Genomic DNA, 18,861 nt, shown 5'->3' with positions numbered 1-18,861 from the left:
GAGTGGTGGTCAGGCCGCGCCGCCGTTGACGAAGACCGTCTGGCCGTTGACCCAGCTGTCCCGGGCCGCGAGCAGGCTGACCACCTTGGCGATGTCGTCGGGGGTGCCGAGCCGCTCCAGCGGGCTCATCCCCGCGATGCGCTCGACGGTCGCCTGGTCCTTGCCGTCGAAGAAGAGGTCGGTCGCGGTGGGGCCCGGCGCCACCGAGTTGACGGTGACGCGCCGGCCCCGCAGTTCCTTGGCCAGGATCGGCCCCAGCACCTCGACCGCGCCCTTGCCGGCCGCGTAGGCGGCGTAGGTGGGCAAGCTCAGCCGGGTCACCGACGTGGAGAAGTTGATGATCGCGCCGCCCTCGCGCACCCGGCGGGCGGCTTCCCGGGCCACGACGAACGCGCCCCGGACGTTGGTGCGCCACATGCGGTCCAGGTCGTCGAGGTCGAGTTGGGCGACGGGGCCCAGGACCATGACGCCGGCCGCGTTGACGACGACGTCGACACCGCCGTACCGCTGCTCCGCGGCGTCGAACAGCGCCGCGACGGCGCCCTCCTCGGCCACGTCGGCCCGGACCGCGACGGCCCGCCCGCCCGCGGCCTCCACCGCGGCCACCGCGGTCTTGGCCGCCACCTCGTTGCCGGCGTAGCCGATGACGACCGCTTGGCCGTCGGCCGCCAGGCGTTCCGCGACGGCGCGGCCGATGCCGCGGGACCCGCCGGTCACGATCGCCACGCGCTCCATGTCAGGCACAACGCCCTCCCTCTGTTGCTAACGACGCCAACGTTAGGGCGTTGGCGTTGATAACGCAAGGTGTCAACAACTTGGTGTTATCGTCGTCAACGTGAAGCGAGACCTGACACGGGAGCGGATCGTCGAGGCCGCTTACGACCTGCTGAGCCGGGAAGGCCGCGAGGCGCTGTCCACGCGCGCGGTCTGCGCCGCCTCGGGGGTCCAGTCGCCGACCATCTACCGGCTCTTCGGCGACAAGCAGGGCCTGCTGGACGAGGTCGCCCGCCACGGCTTCGAGGGGTACCTCGCCGGCAAGACCGCGCTCGCCGAGACCGACGACCCCGTCGAGGACCTGCGCCGCGGCTGGGACCTGCACATCGACTTCGGCACGGCCAACCCGGCCCTCTACTCGCTGATCTACGGCGACGCCCGGCCCGGCGCCGAGTCCCCGGCGGCCCGCCTCGCGTCGGCCGTGCTGGCGAAGCGGGTCAAGCGCATCGCCGAGGTCGGCCGGCTGCGGACCAGCGAGGACCGCGCCGCGCACCTGGTCCACGCCACCGGGTGCGGCATGGTGTTCACCCTCATCTCGCTGCCGCCGGGGGCACGCGACCCGGCGCTGTCGGTCATGGCCCGGGAGTCGGTGATCTCGGCGGTCACCACCGACGGCGCGGCGCCGCCCGCCGACGCCGACGCGGTGACCGCCGCGGTCACGCTGCGATCGGTCGCGCCCGCGCTGACCGCGCTGACCGACAACGAGCGCGCCCTGCTGTCCGAGTGGCTCGAACGCATCGCCACCTCCACCGGGTAGCGCGGGCGCAGGGGCCCGCCGACCCCGGCCCTGCCCGACCCCGGCCGGACGCCGACCGCCGGCGCCTCGTCCACGGCCGGGACAGCGGTTCCCGGGCCGATCCGGGCGTCGGAGGTGGGCGCCAGGGCCACGGTGGTCCCGGTGTCGCCGATCGCGCGCCACGCGTCCCCGGTCAGGCCGGTGGGGTGGACCAGCGTCACGTGCGGCCCCAGCAGGCCCTGCCGCTCCCACTCCAGGACCGCGCGGGACGAGCGCTCGCCGCGCACGGCGTCCACGCTCACCCCGACACCCAGCTCCCGGGCGTGCCGGGCGAGTTCGGGCCCATGGCGGCGTGCGCGCCGCGGATCCCGGTGTCGCGCAGCGCCCGGACGGCGGCGTCGGGGTGCGCGGCGGTGCGGGAGTTGTGGGAGAAGTCGAGCACGGTGGTGATGCCCGAGTCGATCGCGGTGAGCGCCGCCGACCTGGTGCCGGTGCGCACGTCCTCCGGCCGGTAGGCGGGGGCGTGGCCGAGCAGGGTCGAGGCGACGTGCGAACCCGGGTCGTCGACGTCGGGCACGGTGCGGCGCAGCAGGTCCGGGGTGGCCTGGCGGGAGGCGGTCATCGGGGCGTCCGTTCCTCGGGTGGCTGGTCGAGGACCACCCTCGGGGCGCGGCGGTGGGATCACCAGGCCGTGGTGAACCTGGACGTGCCACGTCCTGGATGGGCGCGCCCCGGACGACAGCGCCACGCCGGGTGCGGCCCCACCTGTCGCCCCACCCGCTGCTTCACCCGCCGCTGAGCACGTCCGGCGACCGCAAGGCCTGCACCAGCCACCTGACCCGCCTGCTGCGGGTCGAGTTGGGACGCAAGATGGTGCGCACCGCCCAGGCGGTGTGAGCGCGAACCCCGTGCGGTGGAACGGAACCCGGTCGTGCCCGTGCGGAGCCCGTCGACCACGGCGGCGGGGGAAGCCGGTCACCCGGGCGGCGTGGAGGGCCGGCCGCCCGGGTGGCCGCGGCACCAGCAGGTCTCGTCCGACTCCTTCATGCCGGTCGCCGCCGACGCCCGGTGACGCCGGTGACACCCCCGGGGCCATGCCGACCGATGTTGCGACGACCACCGCGGCTGCGGCCGCGGGGATTCGCCGTGCGACCGGTCGTGCCATTTCGTCTCCTGCGTCTTCGAAGACAGAACGGTGTTGTCGCATTCATCGGCTCGGCGGCGGCCGGCACCCGTAAGGAAAGCGCTTCCTTCACGCTGTGGTTCCGTTCTTGGGCCGGTCAATCCGCGGCGAGTCAGTCATGAATATGGCCAACGCCGCTGGTAGGGGATTCGCGCGAACCATCACGCACATGAACCACTAGGGTGGGGCAATGTCCTCGGTCAAGCAGTTCCAGGTCACCTTCGACTGCGCGGAACCCGAGCGCCTCGCCCGTTTCTGGTGCGAGGTGCTGGGTTATGTCGTGCCACCGCCGCCGGAGGGGTTCGCCAGTTGGGCCGACGCCGACGGCTCGCTGCCGCCCGAGCACCGGGGTGCGGCGTTCGCGTGCGTCGACCCCGCCGGGGTGGGCCCGAGGCTGTTCTTCCAGCGCGTCCCCGAGGGCAGGGTCGTCAAGAACCGGCTGCACCTCGACGTGCGGGTCGGCACCGGGCTCGTGGGCGAGGAGCGCCTGGCCGCGCTCCAAGCCGAGCGCGTGCGACTGGAGGCGCTCGGCGCGGTGTGCGTGCAGGTGCTGGTGGCCGACGGCGTCAACGAGTCGTGCATCCCGATGCGGGACATCGAGGGCAACGAGTTCTGCTTGGACTGAGGCGCTCAGGGGCGGTCGCCGCCGGGACCTGGCCGCGGCGCGGGGGACACCTCGGGCGGCCGCGACGAGACGGGCGTCTCCCCGACCGTCAACATGGCGTAAAAGGACCCGGTCCGGGGCGTCAAGGACCCGTCAGGCGCCCGCTTCCCCCGCCCCTTCCCGTGCATCGTCTCCGGCGTCGCGGTCCGCTCGTGGACGGCTCGGAGTTCGGGAAGGAGCGCGGGATGGCCGATCTGGCCTACGTGCTGCTGATCATGGGTGTGTTCCTGCTGCCGGCGCTCGTCGTGCGCGGTCTGGGGCGGTTGTGAGCGGCACCGGGGTGGTGGCCAACGCCGTCGGCGGCGTGCTGGCCCTGCTGCTGATCGGGTACCTGTTCGTCGCGCTGGTCCGCCCGGAGAAGTTCTGATGTCCTCAACCTCGGCCGGCCTGCTCCAGGTCGGCTTCCTGATCGCCGCCCTGGCCGTGGCGCACCGGCCGTTCGGCGACTACATGGCCCGCGTCTACACCGGCTCGGCGCACTCCAGGGCCGAACGCGCGGTCTACAAGGTCGCGCGCGTCGACCCGGACTCCGAGCAGCGGTGGGGCACCTACGCGCTGGGCGTGCTCGGGTTCTCGTTCGTCGGTGTGGTCCTGCTCTACGTGCTGCAACGCGTGCAGTCGGTGCTGCCGTGGGACTTCGGCCGCGGGAACGTGCCGCCGGGCATGGCGTTCAACACCGCGGTCAGCTTCGTGACCAACACGAACTGGCAGTCCTACGTGCCCGAGACCGTCATGGGGCACACCGTGCAGGTGGTCGGCCTGACGGTGCAGAACTTCGTCTCCGCCGCGGTGGGCCTGGCGGTGGCCGTGGCCCTGGTGCGCGGGTTCGTCCGCAGCCGCACCGACCGGCTGGGCAACTTCTGGGTCGACCTGACCCGCGGCACGCTCCGCGTCCTGCTGCCCGTCGCCTTCGCGTCCGCCGTCGTGCTCATCGCCACCGGCGTGGTGATGAGCCTGGAGTCCGGGGTGGACGTCGACGGGCGGACCGTGGCGATCGCGCCCGTGGCGAGCCAGGAGGCCATCAAGGTGTTGGGCACCAACGGCGGCGGGGTGCTCAACGCCAACTCCGCGCACCCGTTCGAGAACCCCGGCGCCTGGTCCAACCTCATCGAGGTCTTCCTCGTCCTGCTCATCCCGGTCTCGCTCACCCGCACCTTCGGCACCATGGTCGGCGAGCGCCGGCAGGGGTACGTGCTGCTGGGCGTGATGGGCGCGCTGTGGACGGCGATGCTCGGCGTGATCTGGGCGGCCGAGGCGAGCGGGCTGCGCCCCCTGGAGGGCAAGGAACTGCGGTTCGGCGTCCCGTCGAGCGCGTTGTTCGCCAACACCACCACGGCCACGTCCACCGGCGCGGTGAACTCGGCGCACGACAGCTTCACCGGCCTGGGCGGCGGCGGCTTGCTGCTGAACATGCTGTTCGGCGAGATGACGCCCGGCGGCGTGGGCACCGGCCTCTACGGCATCCTGGTGATGGCCGTGATCGCGCTGTTCCTGGCCGGCCTGATGGTCGGCCGCACGCCCGAGTACCTGGGCAAGAAGCTCGGTCGCCGCGAGGTGACGGCGGCGGCGGTGTCGACCCTGGCCATGCCGGCCGCGCTGCTGATCGGCGCGGGCGTCGCCGCGGTCCTGCCGTCCACGCGGGCGGCGTTGGACGACCCCGGCGCGCACGGCCTGTCCGAGGTCCTCTACGCCTACGCGTCGGCGTCGAACAACAACGGCAGCGCGTTCGCCGGCATCACGGTCACCAACGACTGGTTCCAGTCCTCCCTGGGCGTGTGCATGGCGCTGGGCCGGTTCGTGCCGATCGTCGCGGTGCTGTGCCTGGCCGGGTCGCTGGCCGCGCAGCGGAAGGCGCCCGGGACGGCCGGCACGCTGCCCACCACCGGCCCGCTGTTCGCCACGCTGCTCGGCGGCGCGATCGTGCTCGTCGCCGCGCTGACCTTCGTCCCCGCCCTCGCCCTCGGTCCCCTCGCGGAGGCCCTGCTGTGACCACCACCGCCGAACACCCGCGGACTCCGGAGGAGACCCGCGAACGCCCCTTGCGGGACCCGGGCCACCGGCGCGCGTCGGGCGCGATCACCCCCCGGCAACTGCTCGCCTCCCTGCCCGGGGCGCTGCGCAAGCTCCACCCGCGGCACCAGGCCCGCAACCCCGTCGTGTTCGTGGTGTGGGTCGGGTCGGTCCTGGTCACGGTCTTCGCCGTCACCGACCCGAGCGCCTTCACCACCGCGGTGGCGGTGTGGCTGTGGCTGACCGCGCTGTTCGCCAACCTCGCCGAATCGGTCGCCGAGGGGCGGGGCAAGGCGCAGGCCGACGCGCTGCGCAGGACCAAGGCCGACGCCGTCGCGCACCTGGCCGACGGCCGCACCGCGCCCGGCGCCGAGCTCGCCGTCGGCGACCTGGTCGTGGTCGAGGCCGGGCAGGTGATCCCCGGTGACGGCGACGTCGTCGAGGGCATCGCCACCGTGGACGAGTCGGCGATCACCGGCGAGTCCGCGCCCGTCGTGCGCGAGTCCGGCGGCGACCGGTCGGCCGTCACCGGCGGCACCACCGTGCTGTCGGACCGGATCGTCGTGCGGATCACGGCCAAGCCCGGTGAGACGTTCGTCGACCGGATGATCGCCCTGGTCGAAGGGGCGCGGCGGCAGAAGACGCCCAACGAGATCGCCCTGACGATCCTGCTGTCCACGCTGACGATCATCTTCCTGCTGGCCGTCGTGGCGTTGCAGCCGTTCGCGGTGCACTCCGGCGGCGAGCAGTCGGTGGTCGTGCTGACCGCCCTGCTGGTGTGCCTGATCCCGACCACGATCGGCGCGCTGCTCTCGGCGATCGGCATCGCGGGCATGGACCGGCTCGTCCAGCGGAACGTGCTGGCGACCTCCGGCAGGGCGGTGGAGGCCGCGGGCGACGTGGACACCCTGCTGCTGGACAAGACCGGCACGATCACCTGGGGCAACCGCCGCGCCACCGAGCTGATCCCCGCTCCCGGCGCGGGGCTCGACGCCCTGGTGGACGCGGCCCGGTTGTCGTCGCTGGCCGACGGCACCCCGGAGGGCCGCAGCGTGGTCGAGCTGTGCGCCGAGCGGCACGGGCGTTCCCCGGAGCCCGACGAGCACGAGAGGACCGGCGAGTTCGTCCCGTTCACCGCCCAGACCCGCATGAGCGGCATCGACCTCGACGGCCGCCGTGTTCGCAAGGGCGCGGCGAGCGCCTTCACCCTGGACGAACCCACCCGGCAGGTCGTGGACCGGATCAGCGCCGAGGGCGGGACACCGCTGGCGGTCGCCGTCGACGACCGGGTGCTGGGCGTGATCCGGCTGACCGACGTGGTCAAGCCCGGCATGCGGGAGCGGTTCGCCGAGCTGCGCGCCATGGGCATCCGCACGGTCATGGTGACCGGCGACAACCCGCTCACCGCCCGCGCCATCGCCGTCGAGGCCGGGGTGGACGACTTCCTGGCCGAGGCGAAGCCCGAGGACAAGCTGGCGTTGATCAAGCGGGAGCAGGAGGGCGGGAAGCTGGTCGCGATGACCGGCGACGGCACCAACGACGCGCCCGCGTTGGCGCAGGCCGACGTCGGCGTGGCCATGAACACCGGCACCTCGGCCGCCAAGGAGGCCGGGAACATGGTGGACCTGGACTCCGACCCGACCAAGCTGATCGAGGTCGTGGGGATCGGCAAGCAGCTGCTGGTCACCCGCGGCGCGCTGACCACGTTCAGCCTGGCCAACGACCTGGCCAAGTACTTCGCCGTCCTGCCCGCCATGTTCGCCACCGTCCACCCGCAGCTGGACCGGCTCAACGTCATGCGGCTGGCCTCGCCGCAGTCGGCGATCCTCTCGGCGGTGGTCTTCAACGCGCTGATCATCCTCGTGCTCATCCCGCTGGCGCTGCGGGGCGTGCGCTGGAAGCCCTCCGGCGCCTCGGCGCTGCTGCGGCGCAACCTGCTGGTCTACGGACTGGGCGGCGTCGTGACGCCGTTCGCCGGGATCTGGCTGATCGACCTGCTCGTGCGACTCCTCCCCGGAATCGGGTGACCCCGTGGTGAACAACTCCGTCAAGCAGGCACTGGCCGGGCTGCGCGTCCTGCTCGTGCTCACCGCCGTCACCGGCGTGCTCTACCCGGCCGCCGTGTGGGCCGTCAGCCGCGTGCCCGGCCTGCACGCCAACGCCGAGGCCGTGGACACCACGCTCGTCGCCGTCCCGCGTGACGGCGACCGGTGGTTCGCGCCACGGCCCTCGGCGGCCACGCTGCCCGCGTCGGGCGCCTCGAACAAGGGCGAGCTGAACAGCGACTACGACGCGGTGATCGCCGAGCGGCGCACCGGGATCGCCCGGCGCGAGGGCGTGGCCGAGGAGCGGGTGCCGCCCGACGCCGTCACCGCCTCGGCCTCCGGCCTGGACCCGCACATCAGCACCGCCTACGCCGAGCTCCAGGTGCCGCGGGTGGCCAGGGAGAACGGGCTGGGCGAGGACCGGGTGCGGCAGCTGGTCGCCGAGCACACCGACGGCCGCGCCCTCGGGTTCCTGGGCGAGCCGGGCGTCAACGTCACCGCCCTCAACCGGGCGCTCGACGGGTAGGAGGGGAAGCCTCCCGGCCTGGTCGGGCAGGACGGCGTGGCGGCGTCACCGGACGCGCTCCCCGGCGATCCAGACCCCGGTGACGTGGCGCGTCCGGTCGATGTCGGCGGTGGGATCGCCGTCGACGAGGAGCAGGTCGGCCCGCCGGCCGGCGGTGATCACGCCCCGGTCGGTGAGGCCGAACACCTCGGCCGGCGTGGCGGTCGCGGCCCGCAGCGCCTCGACGGGCGACAGGCCGGCGTCGACGAGCAGCCGCAACTCCTGGTGCATCGCTTCGCCGTGCGGCGGCGAGAACGGCGTGGTCGGGTCCGCGTTCGCATCGGTGCCGGCGAGGATGGTCGCCCCCGAGTCGCGGAGGAGCCGGACCGAGGCGAGGGCGTTGTCGAAGTCCATCCGCGGGACGACGCGCAGGGCCGCCAGCGCCCGCAGCGCCGGTTTGCGGCCGATGGTCGCGCAGATGCCGCGCATCATGACCAGCGTGGGGGAGACGACCAGGCCGGCTCGGGCGGCGCCCCGGTCCACGACGGCCTGGACGGGCACGTGCGTCACCACGTCCGCGCCCGCCCGCACCGCTGTCAGGAACGTCGAGCCGGTGACCGCGTGGGCGACGACCTTGAGCCGGTGGCGGTGCGCGGCGTCGACGACCGCCTCGACCGTGGCGGCGTCAAGAGCCTTCGTCCCGGGCTGTTTCGGGTCCTCGACGAGGACCTTCACGTAGTCGGCGCCGTCCCGGACGCGAGCCGCGACGAAGGCCTCGGCGTCGGCGGGACCGGCCACCGCGGCGCTCGCCGGGTAGTCCATCTTCCTGATGGCCGTGGCGCCGGGGGCGACGGCCGGGTGCCCCGCGGCGAAGAGGTCGGTCACCGCGTCCAGGTGGCGCAGCGGCAGGGTCCGGTCCAGGTGGGGCGTGCCCATGTCGAGCGCGGTGGTGACGCCCCAGTGCGCCGACGCGCGGAGTTCGGCGAGGTCCTCGACGTGGACGTGGGTGTCGATGAGCCCCGGCAGCAGGGCGCCGCCCCTGGCGTCGACGACGCGGGCGCCGGGCGGCGGCGCGTGCACGAGCAGGCCGCCCGCGAGGTGGACGGCGCGTGGTCCCGTCAACCCGGTCCCGTCGAAGACCCGGGCGTTCTCGATCGTGGTGGCTTCACCCACTGGGGGGCTCCCGTGCGCGGTGGCTGGAAAAAGTGGACGAGCTGCTGGTCCACTCTGGCAGATGGACAAGCTGCTGGTCTAATCTGGTGCGGTGCCGGACCCGGGGAGGTGAGATGCCGACACCGATGCCGCTGGTTCTCGCCATGGCCTTCCGCCTGCTGACCGACCGCCTGCACGAGCGCCTGCCCGGGGAAGGGCACCCCGACGTCCGACCCGCGCACGGTTTCGCCGTCGGCCACCTGGTGACCTCGCGCGGCGCGACGGCCGTGGAACTGGCCGAGCACCTCGGTGTCACGAAGCAGGGCGCGGGCCACCTCATCGGCGAACTGGAGCGCTGGGGGTACGTCGAGCGCGTCGACCACCCCGCCGACCGCCGCAGCCGGCTCGTCGTCGCCACCGACAAGGGGCACGCCCTGGTGTCGTGCGTCAACGCGATCTGGCGAGAGGAAGAGGCCCGGTGGGCCGACCTCGTCGGCGCCCGGGACCTCGACGGCGCGCGCGCCGCCTTGCAGGCCTACGTCGACGCCACCGGCGGCGGGAGCGCCCCGGTCAGACCGGTCTGGTAGCCGAGCCGGCGCTCCGACCACCCGGTTCCCCGGTAGGGCGCGCTGCCGGTGCCGCCGGACGTCGTGCGGCCGTGAGCACGCAGAACACCACCTGGGCCGAAGCCGTCGAGCTGTTCCGGCAGCCGGGGCTCCCCGAGTCCACCCGGGAGGACCTGCACGGGGGCGAGTACGTCCTGCACCCGGGCAACGCCGTCGTCACCGGCAACTTCCCCTCAACCACGGCGAACCGCGCCCGTGGGACGTGGCCTGGGACATCGGCCGCATCGTGGACGGTGACCTGGTGGTGTCGGGTGGCGTCTACGACGTGGACGGCGGTGCGGCGGTGCTGGTGGTGCTCGGCGACCTGCGCGCGACCGGCATCCACACCAGTGCACCTGCGCAAGGGCGAGCCGTTCGCCGAGGTGGGAGCCGGGTTCGGGGTGTCGACCGCGACCTGTTGGCGGTATGTCCGCGAAACCGTCGAACTGCTCACCCGGTGGGCTCCGAAGTTGCGGACCGCACTGCGCACGGCGAAGCGGCAAGGCCTGGCCCACGTGGTCATCGACGGCACCCTGGTCCCGATCGACCGGATCGCCGCCGACCGGCCCTCCTGCTCGGGCAAGCACGCAATGCACGGGGGTGAACCTGCGAGTGATCGCGTCCCCCGACGGCACGATCCTGCGGGTATCAGGCCAACTGCCGGGCAGCACCCGCGACACCGCGGCCGCCCGGATCTGGAACATCCTCGCCGCGCTGCGCGACGCCGGGCTGATCGCCTTGGCCGACAAGGGCTACCACGGCTACGACCAGACCGGCCACCAGGTGATCACCCCGTGCAAGGGCCGGAACGAACCCGAGTCCCAGAAGGGAGCCGACCGCGCCCATGCCCGCCCACGCGGTCCTGGCGAACGTGCCGACGCCCGACTCAAGACCTGGCGCATCCTCCGCAAGCTCCGCTGCTGCCCCCGCCGCGCTCAAGAGCTGGAGGTTTTTGCGCAAGCAGCGCTGTTGCCCGCGCCGGGCCACTGCACTCGTCCAGGCCGTCCAGGTCCTCATCCTCGCTGGTCGAGCCCCACTGAATGGGCTCGCTGCGGCCCGGGTTCCACGAGCGGCGACCGCAGCGCCAGGAGCCGGAGCACGATCCGTCGTGGTCCAGTGCGCTGGGCTCAGCGTGGAGATCCGCGCTGTCGACCGGGTTCGCTCAGCTGTCGATGTCCTCGGTGGGTGAGTCGCCCTGCTCCCCGGGTGCGTCCGTCCGCAGGGAGCAGTCGCCGGCCTGGTGGGCGTCGAGGGCGCTGAGGATCTTCCGGGTGACGGCGTCGACTGCCGACTGTCCGTCCTGGCCCAAGGGCTCGAAGAAAAGTGACTGGACAGCTCGGATGTGCGCGGGGGCAGCGGCGGCGATGAGAGCGAAGCCCTCTTCGGTCAGGACGGCGTCGGGGTAGCGGGTGTGTGCCGAGGTCACGCGGCTGATCAGACCGCGCTTACCGGTCCGGGCCAGCTGGTGGGACAGGCGGCTCGGCTCCCAGCCGGTGCTCTCGGCGAGGGTGGCTACCGGCAAACGGTGTCCAGGGGCTTCGGAGAGGCGCGCGAGCAGCTCGTACTCGGGTACCGACATGCCGCACTCGCGCTGAAGATGCCGGCGCAGGTGGCGGTCGAGTTCTCGGACCATCCTCAGGTAGCCCCGCCACGTGTCCTGCTGGGTGTCGTCGAGCGAGGTGTCAGTTGTCATGGTGATCAGTCTACAAGCGGGATTGACACGTCAAGCAGAGCCTGTCTACGGTCTGGCTTGACACATCAATCTGGAGAAATGGGCTAACGATGGGCGAGAAGCGCATCATCACCGTGCTGGGCGCGACGGGGAGTCAGGGCGGCAGCGTCGTGCGCGCGATCGCGGCTGATCCCACCGGTGGGTTCGTCGCCCGCGCGGTGACCCGGGACAAGGGGAAGGCCGAGGAGCTCCTCGCCTCGGGGATCGAGGTCGTCGAGGCTGATCTGGACGACGAGGCGAGCCTGCGTCGTGCTTTCGACGGCGCCCACGGTGCGTTCGTGGTGACGAACTGGTGGGAGCCGCCGACCGCGGATTCGGTCTGGACCTCCCGGACCGAACGTGAACAAGGACAGGCCGGGAACGCAGCCCGCGCGGCCGCCGCGACCGGCCTGCGGCACGTCATCTGGTCCACGCTGGCCGACACTCGGCCCTACCTGCCGGACGCTCCCCGCCAGGAAGCCGGTTACACCGTGCCGCACGCCGACGGCAAGGCCGAGGCGAACGCGTTCTTCCTCGACGCGGGGGTCCCCACCACCTTCGTCACCGCACCGATGTACTACGAGTCCCTGTTCACCTTCAATGCCCCGCGGCGCGCTGAAGACGGCACCGTCGTGCTGGCGATGCCGATCGGCTCCGCTCGGGTGGTCAGTGGCACCGTCGACGACGTCGGTCACACCGTGTACGCGATCTTCGGCAGGGGCGACACCCTCGTTGGCCGCACGGTGCCCATCGCGAGTGACCTGTGCGCCGGAGAGGACTTCGCCGCCGGAATTGCCGAGGCGCTCGGCGAACCCGTGCGCTATGTCCCGGTCGACCCGGCCGCACTGGCCCACTCGGGCATGCCCGACGCCGGCGAAGTGGCCAACATGTTCCAGTACTTCATCAACGCCGAGAAGGACCTGACGCAGATCGACTTCGACCGGCTGCGGGACCTCAACCCGGGCCTGCAGCCGTTCAGCACCTGGGCGTCCGCCAACCGGGACCGCTTCCGGGCACTGAACCTGTGACATCCGAGGAATACCCGTGAAGGGCCTGGGTGTGGATCTCTGCGCACAGCGGGAGAGCACGCCCGTCGTCGGCTGCGACCGCGGCGCGCGGTGACTGCTGGTAGCAGTCACGTGGGGCCAGGGGACACCACCTCCTGACCGGCCGGCACGGTGAGCGTCCCCACCAGTCTCACGAGATGGTTCCGTGGGTTGGTGGACGCGTCCGGGGCAGAGCGGTGGACAAGCACGCGGAGCCCCTGGTGGCGGGCGCCGATCTCGATGATCGCGATCCCACCAGGGGCTCCTGCACCTTCCCGCCACCGCCACGTGCACCCCTGTTGCCCCTGGGCCACTGTTGCTCGGAAGGTCGGAAAGGGCTGACCGACAAGTACCTGGAGTTCCGCGGCGACCTGCGGGCCGCCGTGCAGGTGTGGTCGGTCGAGTGCGCGCCCGACCGCGTCGGCGGCACGCTGTCGGGCAGCCTCGTCCAGCCCTCCTGCGCCGACCACGCCGATGTGAACGCGGCGGAGGTCGAGGACGTGGTGGGGTCCGGCGCCGGGCGCACCGCACGACCGGGTCGCCCGGATGACGCGCAAGTGAAGATCAACTGAATTCGATCACCCGTCTTCGCGCGCGCGACCGGGCCGTTCGTACTGTGGCCGTACGGGTCGCCCGACCCCGTCCGATCACCCGCGAGGATGTCATGTTTCGCTTTCGCAGAACGGTTTTCGCTGCTCTGACGGCCATCGGCCTCACCGCGGCCGCGGCTCCGCCGGCCAGTGCGGCGACCTACTACAACCTCGTGAACTACAAGAGCGACAAGTGCATGTCCGTCGAGGGCGGCGGCAGCACCGCGAACGGCGCCAAAGTCATCCAGTGGAGCTGCAACGACGGCGGCGAACAACTCTGGTACTGGTCCGGCAGCCGGCTGAAGAACAGCAAGAGCGACAAGTGCCTCTCGGTCTCCGGCGGCGGCAGCACCGCCAACGGAGCCGAACTGGTCCAGTGGACCTGCAACGGCGAGGCCGAGCAGTCCTGGGACTCCTCGAACGGCTACCTGATCAACGCCAAGAGCGGCAAGGTCGCCTCGGTCTCGGGTGGCGGCAGCACCGCGAACGGCGCCGAGGTGGTCCAGTGGTCGGCCAACGGCGGCGCCGAGCAGGGCTGGTACTTCGACGCCCGCTTCATCGACGCCTGACCAGCCCCGGCGGTGGCGGGCGCGCCCCTTGGTCGACCTCCTCACGACAGCGGGGGCCGGCTGAGGGCCGCGACCGAAAGCCCTTTCCCCCGGTGCACCAGCGCCTCCGGGTGGGTGGGGCCGGAGTCGCGCTCCAGTGCGTCCCAGCCGCCCGATCACGGCCGGCTGGTCGAGCACGGCAGAACCCGCGCCCGACCCGACGACAACGCAACAGCGCGGTCACCCGAGAGGTGACCGCGAGTGGAGGAGAGCGAGGGAACTAAGGGTTCGAAGTAGGAGGAAGCTCCCTCATGGCCTCACCCGTGCAACCTAACACGCCGCGGTCACCGCGGCACCAGCTCGCGCAGCGTGGCCAGGGTGATCACCGTCGAGCCGGCGGGCAGCCCCTCCGGCCGCTCGACGCCGATGAAGGTGACCGGCTCGGTGAACACCATGCCCCGCGTCCACGTCGTGCCGGCACCGGCCTTGGCGCGCAACAGCTCCACGACGTGGCCGACCGTCGTGCTCCGGTGCTCCACCAGGGACCGGACGAGCACGGACACCGACATGCGGTTGTCCTCGACCCGGTTGCCCCACGTCGCGCCGCGCTGGTAGAGGTGCAGCCACTTCGCCGACCACGAGCCGTCGTCGTCGCGCCGGAAGACCAGCGGCACCGCGACGCGGCCCGCTCCCCGCAGGTCGGACCGCGTCCGCACGGTGGACGGCTCGAACGGGCGGCCGCGCTGGTCGAGGTCCCGGGTCATGAAGCCGAACACCGACTCGGCGACGTCCGCGAAGCCCTCACCGGAGAAGATGTTCACCTGCGGCACCACGTACCGGGCGGTCACGGTGCCCAGCGGCACGTCGATGAACTCCGTCGCGCCGTCGGGGGCCTCGGTCAGGTCGCCGGAGTAGTGCGCGCCGCCCGAGCCGTAGTCGGTCCACGACACCTGCCCGGCGAAGCCGAAATCGTCGTCCAGCAGCAACGCCGACAGGTCGAAGTCGGTCCGCCGCTCCCGCTGCCGCCAGTGCACGAAGAACCGCAGCAGCTCGCCGTCCAGCGCCGAGACGGAGCCGCGCGGCATCACGCCGAAACCGTCCGCGACCGCCTTGTCCGACAGCGGCAGCGCCAGGGTGAGCACGTCGGGGTCGACCACGAGCCGGTCGTGCGCGGGGAGCCGGCGCAGCAGCTCGCCGTCCACCGCGGCCGTCAGCCGGTCGACCACGGCGCGGTCCAGGCCCGGCCGCTCGTCGGGGGTCACCCAGCCGCGGCCCTCCTTGTTCACGAACACCCGGGCCGCGCTCGCGGCGGTGCGGTTGACCAGGTGCTCGCGCACCGAGCACAGCACCCGGCCGGACACGTCACCGAGCACGGACCCCGCGATCCGGACGACGTCCTCCACGTCGTCGGGCGCGCAGGACCGCAGCACGCGGTCCAACGAGCGGAGCAGCAGGCCGGGCGCGGTCGACAGCAACCGGACCGCGCCGCGGACGTCGCCGGCGGCGAACGCCAGTTCGACCCGGCCGGCGAACGACCGGACCTCCCGGTCGCCGCGCGCCACCGCGAACACGTCCCGGGCGTGCGGGAACGCGTCGTGCTCGTGCGGGTGCAGGCGCTCACCGAGCCGCTGCCACCTGCCCCGGTGGGTCGTCACGTCGCCGAGCTTGGCGTGGTTGGCGGCGACCACGGCGTCCAGGGCGGCCATCAGCGCGCGGCGCTCGGCACGGCGGAACGACCGGAACCTCGTCGGCGCCGCCAGGGTCACGTCGCCGCCCGACGCCGCGCACGCCAGTCGCAGCACGTCCGTCACGGTGTCGACGGCCACCAGCGGCCGGCCGGCCGCGAGCCGGACCGCGTTGAGCACGGCCCGGTTCTCCCGCACCGGGACCGGGTCGGGCTGGTCGTCGTCGACGCACAGCCGGGCCAGGTCGGCGAGCAGGACCAGGTCCTCCTCCCGCAACGGCGTCGCGCTCGTGGCCAGCTCGCGGTAGAGCGACCGCGCCTCCTCGTCGGCGGTCCCCCCGAGGTGCAGCACCGTGAGCCGGTCCTTCACCGACGGGACCAGGTCGTCGTGGGCGGCCAGCAGGTCTTCGTAGGAGTGCTGGACGCGGCCGTACGCCGGCAGCCGGAGGAGGTCGACGACGGGAGGGGGAGGAGCGTCGCCGATGGCCTGGCGCAGGCACTCCAGCCAGAACTCGGTGGTGTCCGGGACACCGCGCGGGAAGTCGCGGAAGTAGGGGTTGTGGGCGACGTGGTCGGCGACCAGCTCGCGCACGGCGGCGACCGCCTGGCCGGCGAGCGCCCCGGCCGCCGCCGGCGACAGCCCCGACACGTGCCGCAGGAGGTCGCCGGAGGCCTTGAAACCGACCTGGAGGAGCGCGGCGTCGAACTGCCGCGCCACGGCGCGGCCGTCACCGGGCGAGCCGGGTGACCTGGGCACGCGCAGCGTTTTCTGGATCAGCGTCGCGTCTTCGGTCATGGGACGCCATTAGAGCAGAGAGCGGATCGCGGGGTCACTTGCAGGGCACGGCGACCACGTGGTCGTCGCAGGAGGCGGCGACGTCGTCGCCGATGACGTCGAGCGCGCAGCCCTTGAGCGCGCCCTCCGGTGGGCGTCGGGTTCAGGCGGGCCGGCCCCCGAGCGCCGGCACCACGTGGTCGTGCACCAGCTGCAGTTGCTCGCGCATCGTGGCCACGCCGGGCAGGTCCATCCCGGAGAAGGCCTTCACCAGCGCCGCGTCGGTGATGGCGAGGATCAGGTGGTTGACCCCGGTCGGCGCGATCTCGGTCCTCAGCTTCTCCGCGCACTCCTCCGGTGTGCCGGACACCGACAGCCGGTCGGCCAGCTCCGGCGGGGTCAGTTCGAACGCCCGGTCGACCCGGCCCGCGCCCACCGCGGCGATGATGTCGGTCAGCGACGCGGGGTCCACGCCGTTGCGGGCCAGTTGCTCCGCGGACATCGACGACGCGTACAGCCCGACCATCGCCCTGGCGGCGTCCTTGGCGGCGCGCCCGTCCGGTCCGGTCGCGAACACGACCCAAGCCCCCAGGTCCAAGGTGGACGCGTCGCGGCCGGCGCGCTCGGCCCCGATCCGCACGTTCTCGACCATGTACTCGTACGCCGACCTGGTGTAGCTCAGCGCGTGGTGCACCCCGTCGGCCACTTCGCCCGCCACCTGGAACGACCTGGGCCCGCGCATCGCGCCGAGCTTGACCGGGACGTGCCGCTGGACCGGCCGGGCGAAGGTGAACAGACCGCTGTAGCGGTAGAACTCGCCCTCGTGGTCGATCGCGCCCTCGTCGAGCAGGGCGCGCAGCACGTGGTGCGCCTCCTCGAGCCGGGACAGCGGCCTGGTCTTCGCCCAGTCGATGCCGTACTGCGCGAGCAGCCCGAAGTTCCCCGAGCCCAGCACGCACTCGGCGCGACCGCCGGTGAGCTCGTCGAGGGTCGCGGTGGCCTGGGCGATCAGCGACGGCTCCCGCAGCGTCACCGAGGACAGGCTCGGGCCGAACCGGATGTCCTTCGTCTTGTCCGCCGCGGCGGCGAACAGCAACCAGAGGTCCTTGTGCCACGTCTCGTCCGCCGCGTAGCAGGCGTGGAACCCCAGCGCGTCGGCGAGCTTGATGGACTCGATCGTGTCGTCGAGGGGTGAATCGGGCAACAGCACCAGGCTGAATCGCATGTGACACCTCTCCCGGAGGTCAGGAGGCGATTTCGGGCCGGACTCGCCGTTCGGCGAGTCTTCCACGGGTGTTCGGCATCGCTCCAGCCTCGCCCGCCTCTGTCACGCCAACGGGTCAGGGCGGGCACGCGACGTGCCTGTCGGCTGCGCCATCGGGGTACCGCTCGGGCGCGCCGCCAACCGGGCGCCGTGGTGCTGCGCGGCACCACCGCGAACCTGCCGGCCGTGCCGTGGACCCCGAGTTCTGCCGGACCCCCCTGATACGTTCCCCGCGAGCCCGGACGGGCCAGGACGAGGAGGGCACCGGTGGCAGAGGTGGCGTTGCGGCCGATCGAGGATTCCGACCTCGACGCGCTGTTCGAGCAGATGCGCGACCCCGAGTCGGTCCGGATGGCCGCCTTCACCGCCGAGGACCCCGACGACCGCGCGGCGTTCGACACCCACATGGCCGAGGTAAGGGCCTCCTCCGACGGCACGTTGCGCGTGGTGACCCTCGACGGGCGCCTCGTCGGCAGCATCGCCGGTTTCGTCGTGGACGGCGACACCGAGATCACCTACTGGATCGACCGCTCGGCCTGGGGTCGGGGAGTCGCCACCCGGGCGCTCGCCCTGTTCCTCGACGTCGTCGCGGTCCGGCCCCTGCACGCCCGCGCCGCCGCCGACAACCTCGGATCGCTCAGGGTCCTGCACAAGGCGGACTTCAGGGTCGTCGGCACCGAGGTGTCCCACGCGCCCGCCCGGGACGCCGAGATCGAGGAAGCCGTCCTGCGCCTCGACTAGCGCCCGACCGCCGCCCCGCCCCGCCGGGCCCTTCGGTCGCCGCGGCGCGCCAGCACGAACTCGGCGCGGCGCCATCCTCACGAGGCCGCCGTTCGGGGCCGCTGGACCTCTCGTCAGGGCAGGGCGGCCCGCCGGCACGCCTCGTCGATGACCTCCTGCGGCTGGACGCCCGCGATCTGGAGGCCGAAGTCGCACAGGACCGCGTCGCCGTTCGCCCCGGAGGCGCACCCGATGTCCACCAGCTTGCCGGAGAAGCCCTCGAAGAACAGGTAGAACTTGCAGTCCAGCGAATCGGCTCCGGCCACCGACGTGCCGGTGATCGCGGGTGCCGCGGTGAAGCCGAGGACCAGGGCCGCGCACAGGAGCAATCGACGCATGGTCCCAGTCTCGCGGTGGCGGAGATCCACCGCACGGGACCGCACGGAGTCGCCGAACCCGCCAATCGGGCCCCGGGCGGCGCAGCGCGGAACACCCGACCGGTCGCGCGGGGAACCCGGCCGGAGCGGCGCGCGGGCCGGGATCCGCCGGCGGGGTGCCGGGCCGTGCCGGGAGGCGGGTGCTCTCCTACCTCGTCGTCGACGACCTCTGACCCGACACCGGGGCCGCGGTGCCCGCTCGGACCGCCGTAGACAGCCGTCGGGGTGTGGTCGGGATCGCCGAGTCGCCGTCGCACCCGCTCGGCGTCGGGCAGCGGGTAGGGGTGCGCAGGCGCGCACGAGGACGTGCACGCCCTAGGAGCTGTTTGAGGTTCGGATCATGTGGCTGAAGCCAGGGCTCTCAGCCACATGATCGCTCCTCGTAGATGCAGCCCGGCCTCGTAGCTCTCCG

At 72.7% G+C, this 18,861-nt stretch carries 20 protein-coding genes and 1 pseudogene; 14 read left to right on the top strand and 7 right to left on the bottom strand.

What is annotated here, in order from left to right:
• Positions 1-9: 9 nt before the first annotated feature.
• Positions 10-735 carry an SDR family oxidoreductase gene (locus ABD223_RS41960; protein WP_344043697.1) on the bottom strand — a complete coding sequence of 242 codons (726 nt, stop codon included), beginning with the start codon at positions 733-735 and terminating at the stop codon, positions 10-12.
• Between the two features lie 100 nt (positions 736-835).
• Here ABD223_RS41960 and ABD223_RS41955 point away from each other — a divergent pair, with 100 nt between their 5' ends.
• Positions 836-1,531, top strand: a complete 696-nt coding sequence (locus ABD223_RS41955) for a TetR/AcrR family transcriptional regulator (protein ID WP_344043670.1) — start codon at positions 836-838, stop codon at positions 1,529-1,531.
• Positions 1,532-1,808: 277 nt separating this feature from the next.
• On the opposite strand, the gene ABD223_RS41950 is transcribed toward ABD223_RS41955, so the two are convergent.
• Positions 1,809-2,132, bottom strand: a complete 324-nt coding sequence (locus tag ABD223_RS41950) for an amidohydrolase family protein (RefSeq protein WP_344043668.1) — start codon at positions 2,130-2,132, stop codon at positions 1,809-1,811.
• A 98-nt stretch (positions 2,133-2,230) separates the two neighbouring features.
• Between ABD223_RS41950 and ABD223_RS41945 the strand changes: the two genes are divergently transcribed.
• From ABD223_RS41945 to ABD223_RS41915, 7 genes are all read left to right on the top strand, one after another.
• Entirely contained in the window at positions 2,231-2,407 is a 177-nt protein-coding gene (locus ABD223_RS41945; RefSeq protein WP_344043666.1) for a hypothetical protein, read from the top strand.
• Between the two features lie 16 nt (positions 2,408-2,423).
• On the top strand, positions 2,424-2,582 hold the full coding sequence (locus ABD223_RS41940; protein ID WP_344043664.1) for a hypothetical protein: 159 nt from the start codon (positions 2,424-2,426) through the stop codon (positions 2,580-2,582).
• A 301-nt stretch (positions 2,583-2,883) separates the two neighbouring features.
• Positions 2,884-3,318, top strand: a complete 435-nt coding sequence (locus ABD223_RS41935) for a VOC family protein (protein ID WP_344043662.1) — start codon at positions 2,884-2,886, stop codon at positions 3,316-3,318.
• Positions 3,319-3,622: 304 nt separating this feature from the next.
• Entirely contained in the window at positions 3,623-3,724 is a 102-nt protein-coding gene (gene kdpF / locus ABD223_RS41930) for a K(+)-transporting ATPase subunit F (protein ID WP_344043660.1), read from the top strand.
• On the top strand, positions 3,724-5,346 hold the full coding sequence (kdpA, locus tag ABD223_RS41925; RefSeq protein WP_344043658.1) for a potassium-transporting ATPase subunit KdpA: 1,623 nt from the start codon (positions 3,724-3,726) through the stop codon (positions 5,344-5,346). Before kdpF ends, kdpA begins: the two co-directional genes overlap by 1 nt.
• A complete protein-coding gene (gene kdpB / locus ABD223_RS41920) occupies positions 5,343-7,394 on the top strand; it encodes a potassium-transporting ATPase subunit KdpB (protein WP_344043656.1) in 2,052 nt (683 codons plus the stop codon). The genes kdpA and kdpB overlap by 4 nt, the downstream gene beginning before the upstream one ends.
• 7 nt (positions 7,395-7,401) lie before the next feature.
• Complete coding sequence (locus tag ABD223_RS41915; RefSeq protein WP_344043695.1) at positions 7,402-7,938, top strand: potassium-transporting ATPase subunit C; 537 nt, start codon at positions 7,402-7,404, stop codon at positions 7,936-7,938.
• Positions 7,939-7,983: 45 nt separating this feature from the next.
• Here the strand turns inward: ABD223_RS41915 and ABD223_RS41910 are convergent, their stop codons facing one another.
• Positions 7,984-9,090 carry an amidohydrolase family protein gene (locus tag ABD223_RS41910; protein ID WP_344043654.1) on the bottom strand — a complete coding sequence of 369 codons (1,107 nt, stop codon included), beginning with the start codon at positions 9,088-9,090 and terminating at the stop codon, positions 7,984-7,986.
• A 113-nt stretch (positions 9,091-9,203) separates the two neighbouring features.
• Here ABD223_RS41910 and ABD223_RS41905 point away from each other — a divergent pair, with 113 nt between their 5' ends.
• Both ABD223_RS41905 and ABD223_RS41900 read left to right on the top strand, forming a co-directional pair.
• Positions 9,204-9,656 (top strand): MarR family winged helix-turn-helix transcriptional regulator, encoded by a 453-nt coding sequence (locus tag ABD223_RS41905; RefSeq protein WP_344043652.1) that lies wholly within the window; start codon positions 9,204-9,206, stop codon positions 9,654-9,656.
• 368 nt (positions 9,657-10,024) lie between these two features.
• Positions 10,025-10,619 (top strand): annotated as a pseudogene (locus ABD223_RS41900) (transposase family protein); the annotation flags it as partial.
• A gap of 217 nt (positions 10,620-10,836) precedes the next feature.
• Here the strand turns inward: ABD223_RS41900 and ABD223_RS41895 are convergent.
• The gene (locus tag ABD223_RS41895) at positions 10,837-11,367 is read right to left on the bottom strand and encodes a MarR family winged helix-turn-helix transcriptional regulator (RefSeq protein ID WP_344043650.1); all 531 of its coding nucleotides are present in this window, start codon (positions 11,365-11,367) and stop codon (positions 10,837-10,839) included.
• 89 nt (positions 11,368-11,456) lie between these two features.
• Here ABD223_RS41895 and ABD223_RS41890 point away from each other — a divergent pair, with 89 nt between their 5' ends.
• From ABD223_RS41890 to ABD223_RS41880, 3 genes are all read left to right on the top strand, one after another.
• Positions 11,457-12,413, top strand: coding sequence for an NmrA/HSCARG family protein (locus ABD223_RS41890; RefSeq protein WP_344043648.1), 957 nt, complete (start codon positions 11,457-11,459; stop codon positions 12,411-12,413).
• 317 nt (positions 12,414-12,730) lie between these two features.
• Positions 12,731-13,003 carry a hypothetical protein gene (locus ABD223_RS41885; RefSeq protein ID WP_344043646.1) on the top strand — a complete coding sequence of 91 codons (273 nt, stop codon included), beginning with the start codon at positions 12,731-12,733 and terminating at the stop codon, positions 13,001-13,003.
• 92 nt (positions 13,004-13,095) lie between these two features.
• Positions 13,096-13,590 carry an RICIN domain-containing protein gene (locus ABD223_RS41880; RefSeq protein ID WP_344043644.1) on the top strand — a complete coding sequence of 165 codons (495 nt, stop codon included), beginning with the start codon at positions 13,096-13,098 and terminating at the stop codon, positions 13,588-13,590.
• Positions 13,591-13,913: 323 nt separating this feature from the next.
• Here the strand turns inward: ABD223_RS41880 and ABD223_RS41875 are convergent, their stop codons facing one another.
• Together ABD223_RS41875 and ABD223_RS41870 are read right to left on the bottom strand one after the other, a co-directional pair.
• Entirely contained in the window at positions 13,914-16,049 is a 2,136-nt protein-coding gene (locus ABD223_RS41875) for a TerD family protein (protein ID WP_344043642.1), read from the bottom strand.
• 142 nt (positions 16,050-16,191) lie between these two features.
• Entirely contained in the window at positions 16,192-17,253 is a 1,062-nt protein-coding gene (locus ABD223_RS41870; protein WP_344043640.1) for an LLM class flavin-dependent oxidoreductase, read from the bottom strand.
• A gap of 306 nt (positions 17,254-17,559) precedes the next feature.
• On the opposite strand from ABD223_RS41870, the gene ABD223_RS41865 reads away from it, so the two are divergent.
• Positions 17,560-18,033 carry a GNAT family N-acetyltransferase gene (locus ABD223_RS41865; RefSeq protein ID WP_344043638.1) on the top strand — a complete coding sequence of 158 codons (474 nt, stop codon included), beginning with the start codon at positions 17,560-17,562 and terminating at the stop codon, positions 18,031-18,033.
• A 113-nt stretch (positions 18,034-18,146) separates the two neighbouring features.
• On the opposite strand, the gene ABD223_RS41860 is transcribed toward ABD223_RS41865, so the two are convergent.
• Positions 18,147-18,410 (bottom strand): hypothetical protein, encoded by a 264-nt coding sequence (locus ABD223_RS41860; RefSeq protein WP_344043636.1) that lies wholly within the window; start codon positions 18,408-18,410, stop codon positions 18,147-18,149.
• Positions 18,411-18,861 lie beyond the last annotated feature (451 nt).

The organism is Saccharothrix xinjiangensis (assembly GCF_039527585.1).
GTDB classification, from domain to species: Bacteria; Actinomycetota; Actinomycetes; order Mycobacteriales; family Pseudonocardiaceae; genus Actinosynnema; species Actinosynnema xinjiangensis.
This window is presented reverse-complemented; position numbering and strand designations above follow the sequence as displayed.

Excerpts from the sequence above, each read along its gene's own strand:
- ABD223_RS41960 (WP_344043697.1), bottom strand. The coding sequence starts at position 735 with ATGGAGCGCGTGGCGATCGTGACCGGCGGGTCCCGCGGCATCGGCCGC.
- ABD223_RS41950 (WP_344043668.1), bottom strand. The coding sequence starts at position 2,132 with ATGACCGCCTCCCGCCAGGCCACCCCGGACCTGCTGCGCCGCACCGTG.
- ABD223_RS41945 (WP_344043666.1), top strand. The coding sequence starts at position 2,231 with ATGGGCGCGCCCCGGACGACAGCGCCACGCCGGGTGCGGCCCCACCTG.
- ABD223_RS41935 (WP_344043662.1), top strand. The coding sequence starts at position 2,884 with ATGTCCTCGGTCAAGCAGTTCCAGGTCACCTTCGACTGCGCGGAACCC.
- kdpA (WP_344043658.1), top strand. The coding sequence starts at position 3,724 with ATGTCCTCAACCTCGGCCGGCCTGCTCCAGGTCGGCTTCCTGATCGCC.
- ABD223_RS41905 (WP_344043652.1), top strand. The coding sequence starts at position 9,204 with ATGCCGACACCGATGCCGCTGGTTCTCGCCATGGCCTTCCGCCTGCTG.
- ABD223_RS41895 (WP_344043650.1), bottom strand. The coding sequence starts at position 11,367 with ATGACAACTGACACCTCGCTCGACGACACCCAGCAGGACACGTGGCGG.
- ABD223_RS41890 (WP_344043648.1), top strand. The coding sequence starts at position 11,457 with ATGGGCGAGAAGCGCATCATCACCGTGCTGGGCGCGACGGGGAGTCAG.
- ABD223_RS41880 (WP_344043644.1), top strand. The coding sequence starts at position 13,096 with ATGTTTCGCTTTCGCAGAACGGTTTTCGCTGCTCTGACGGCCATCGGC.
- ABD223_RS41875 (WP_344043642.1), bottom strand. The coding sequence starts at position 16,049 with ATGACCGAAGACGCGACGCTGATCCAGAAAACGCTGCGCGTGCCCAGG.
- ABD223_RS41870 (WP_344043640.1), bottom strand. The coding sequence starts at position 17,253 with ATGCGATTCAGCCTGGTGCTGTTGCCCGATTCACCCCTCGACGACACG.
- ABD223_RS41860 (WP_344043636.1), bottom strand. The coding sequence starts at position 18,410 with ATGCGTCGATTGCTCCTGTGCGCGGCCCTGGTCCTCGGCTTCACCGCG.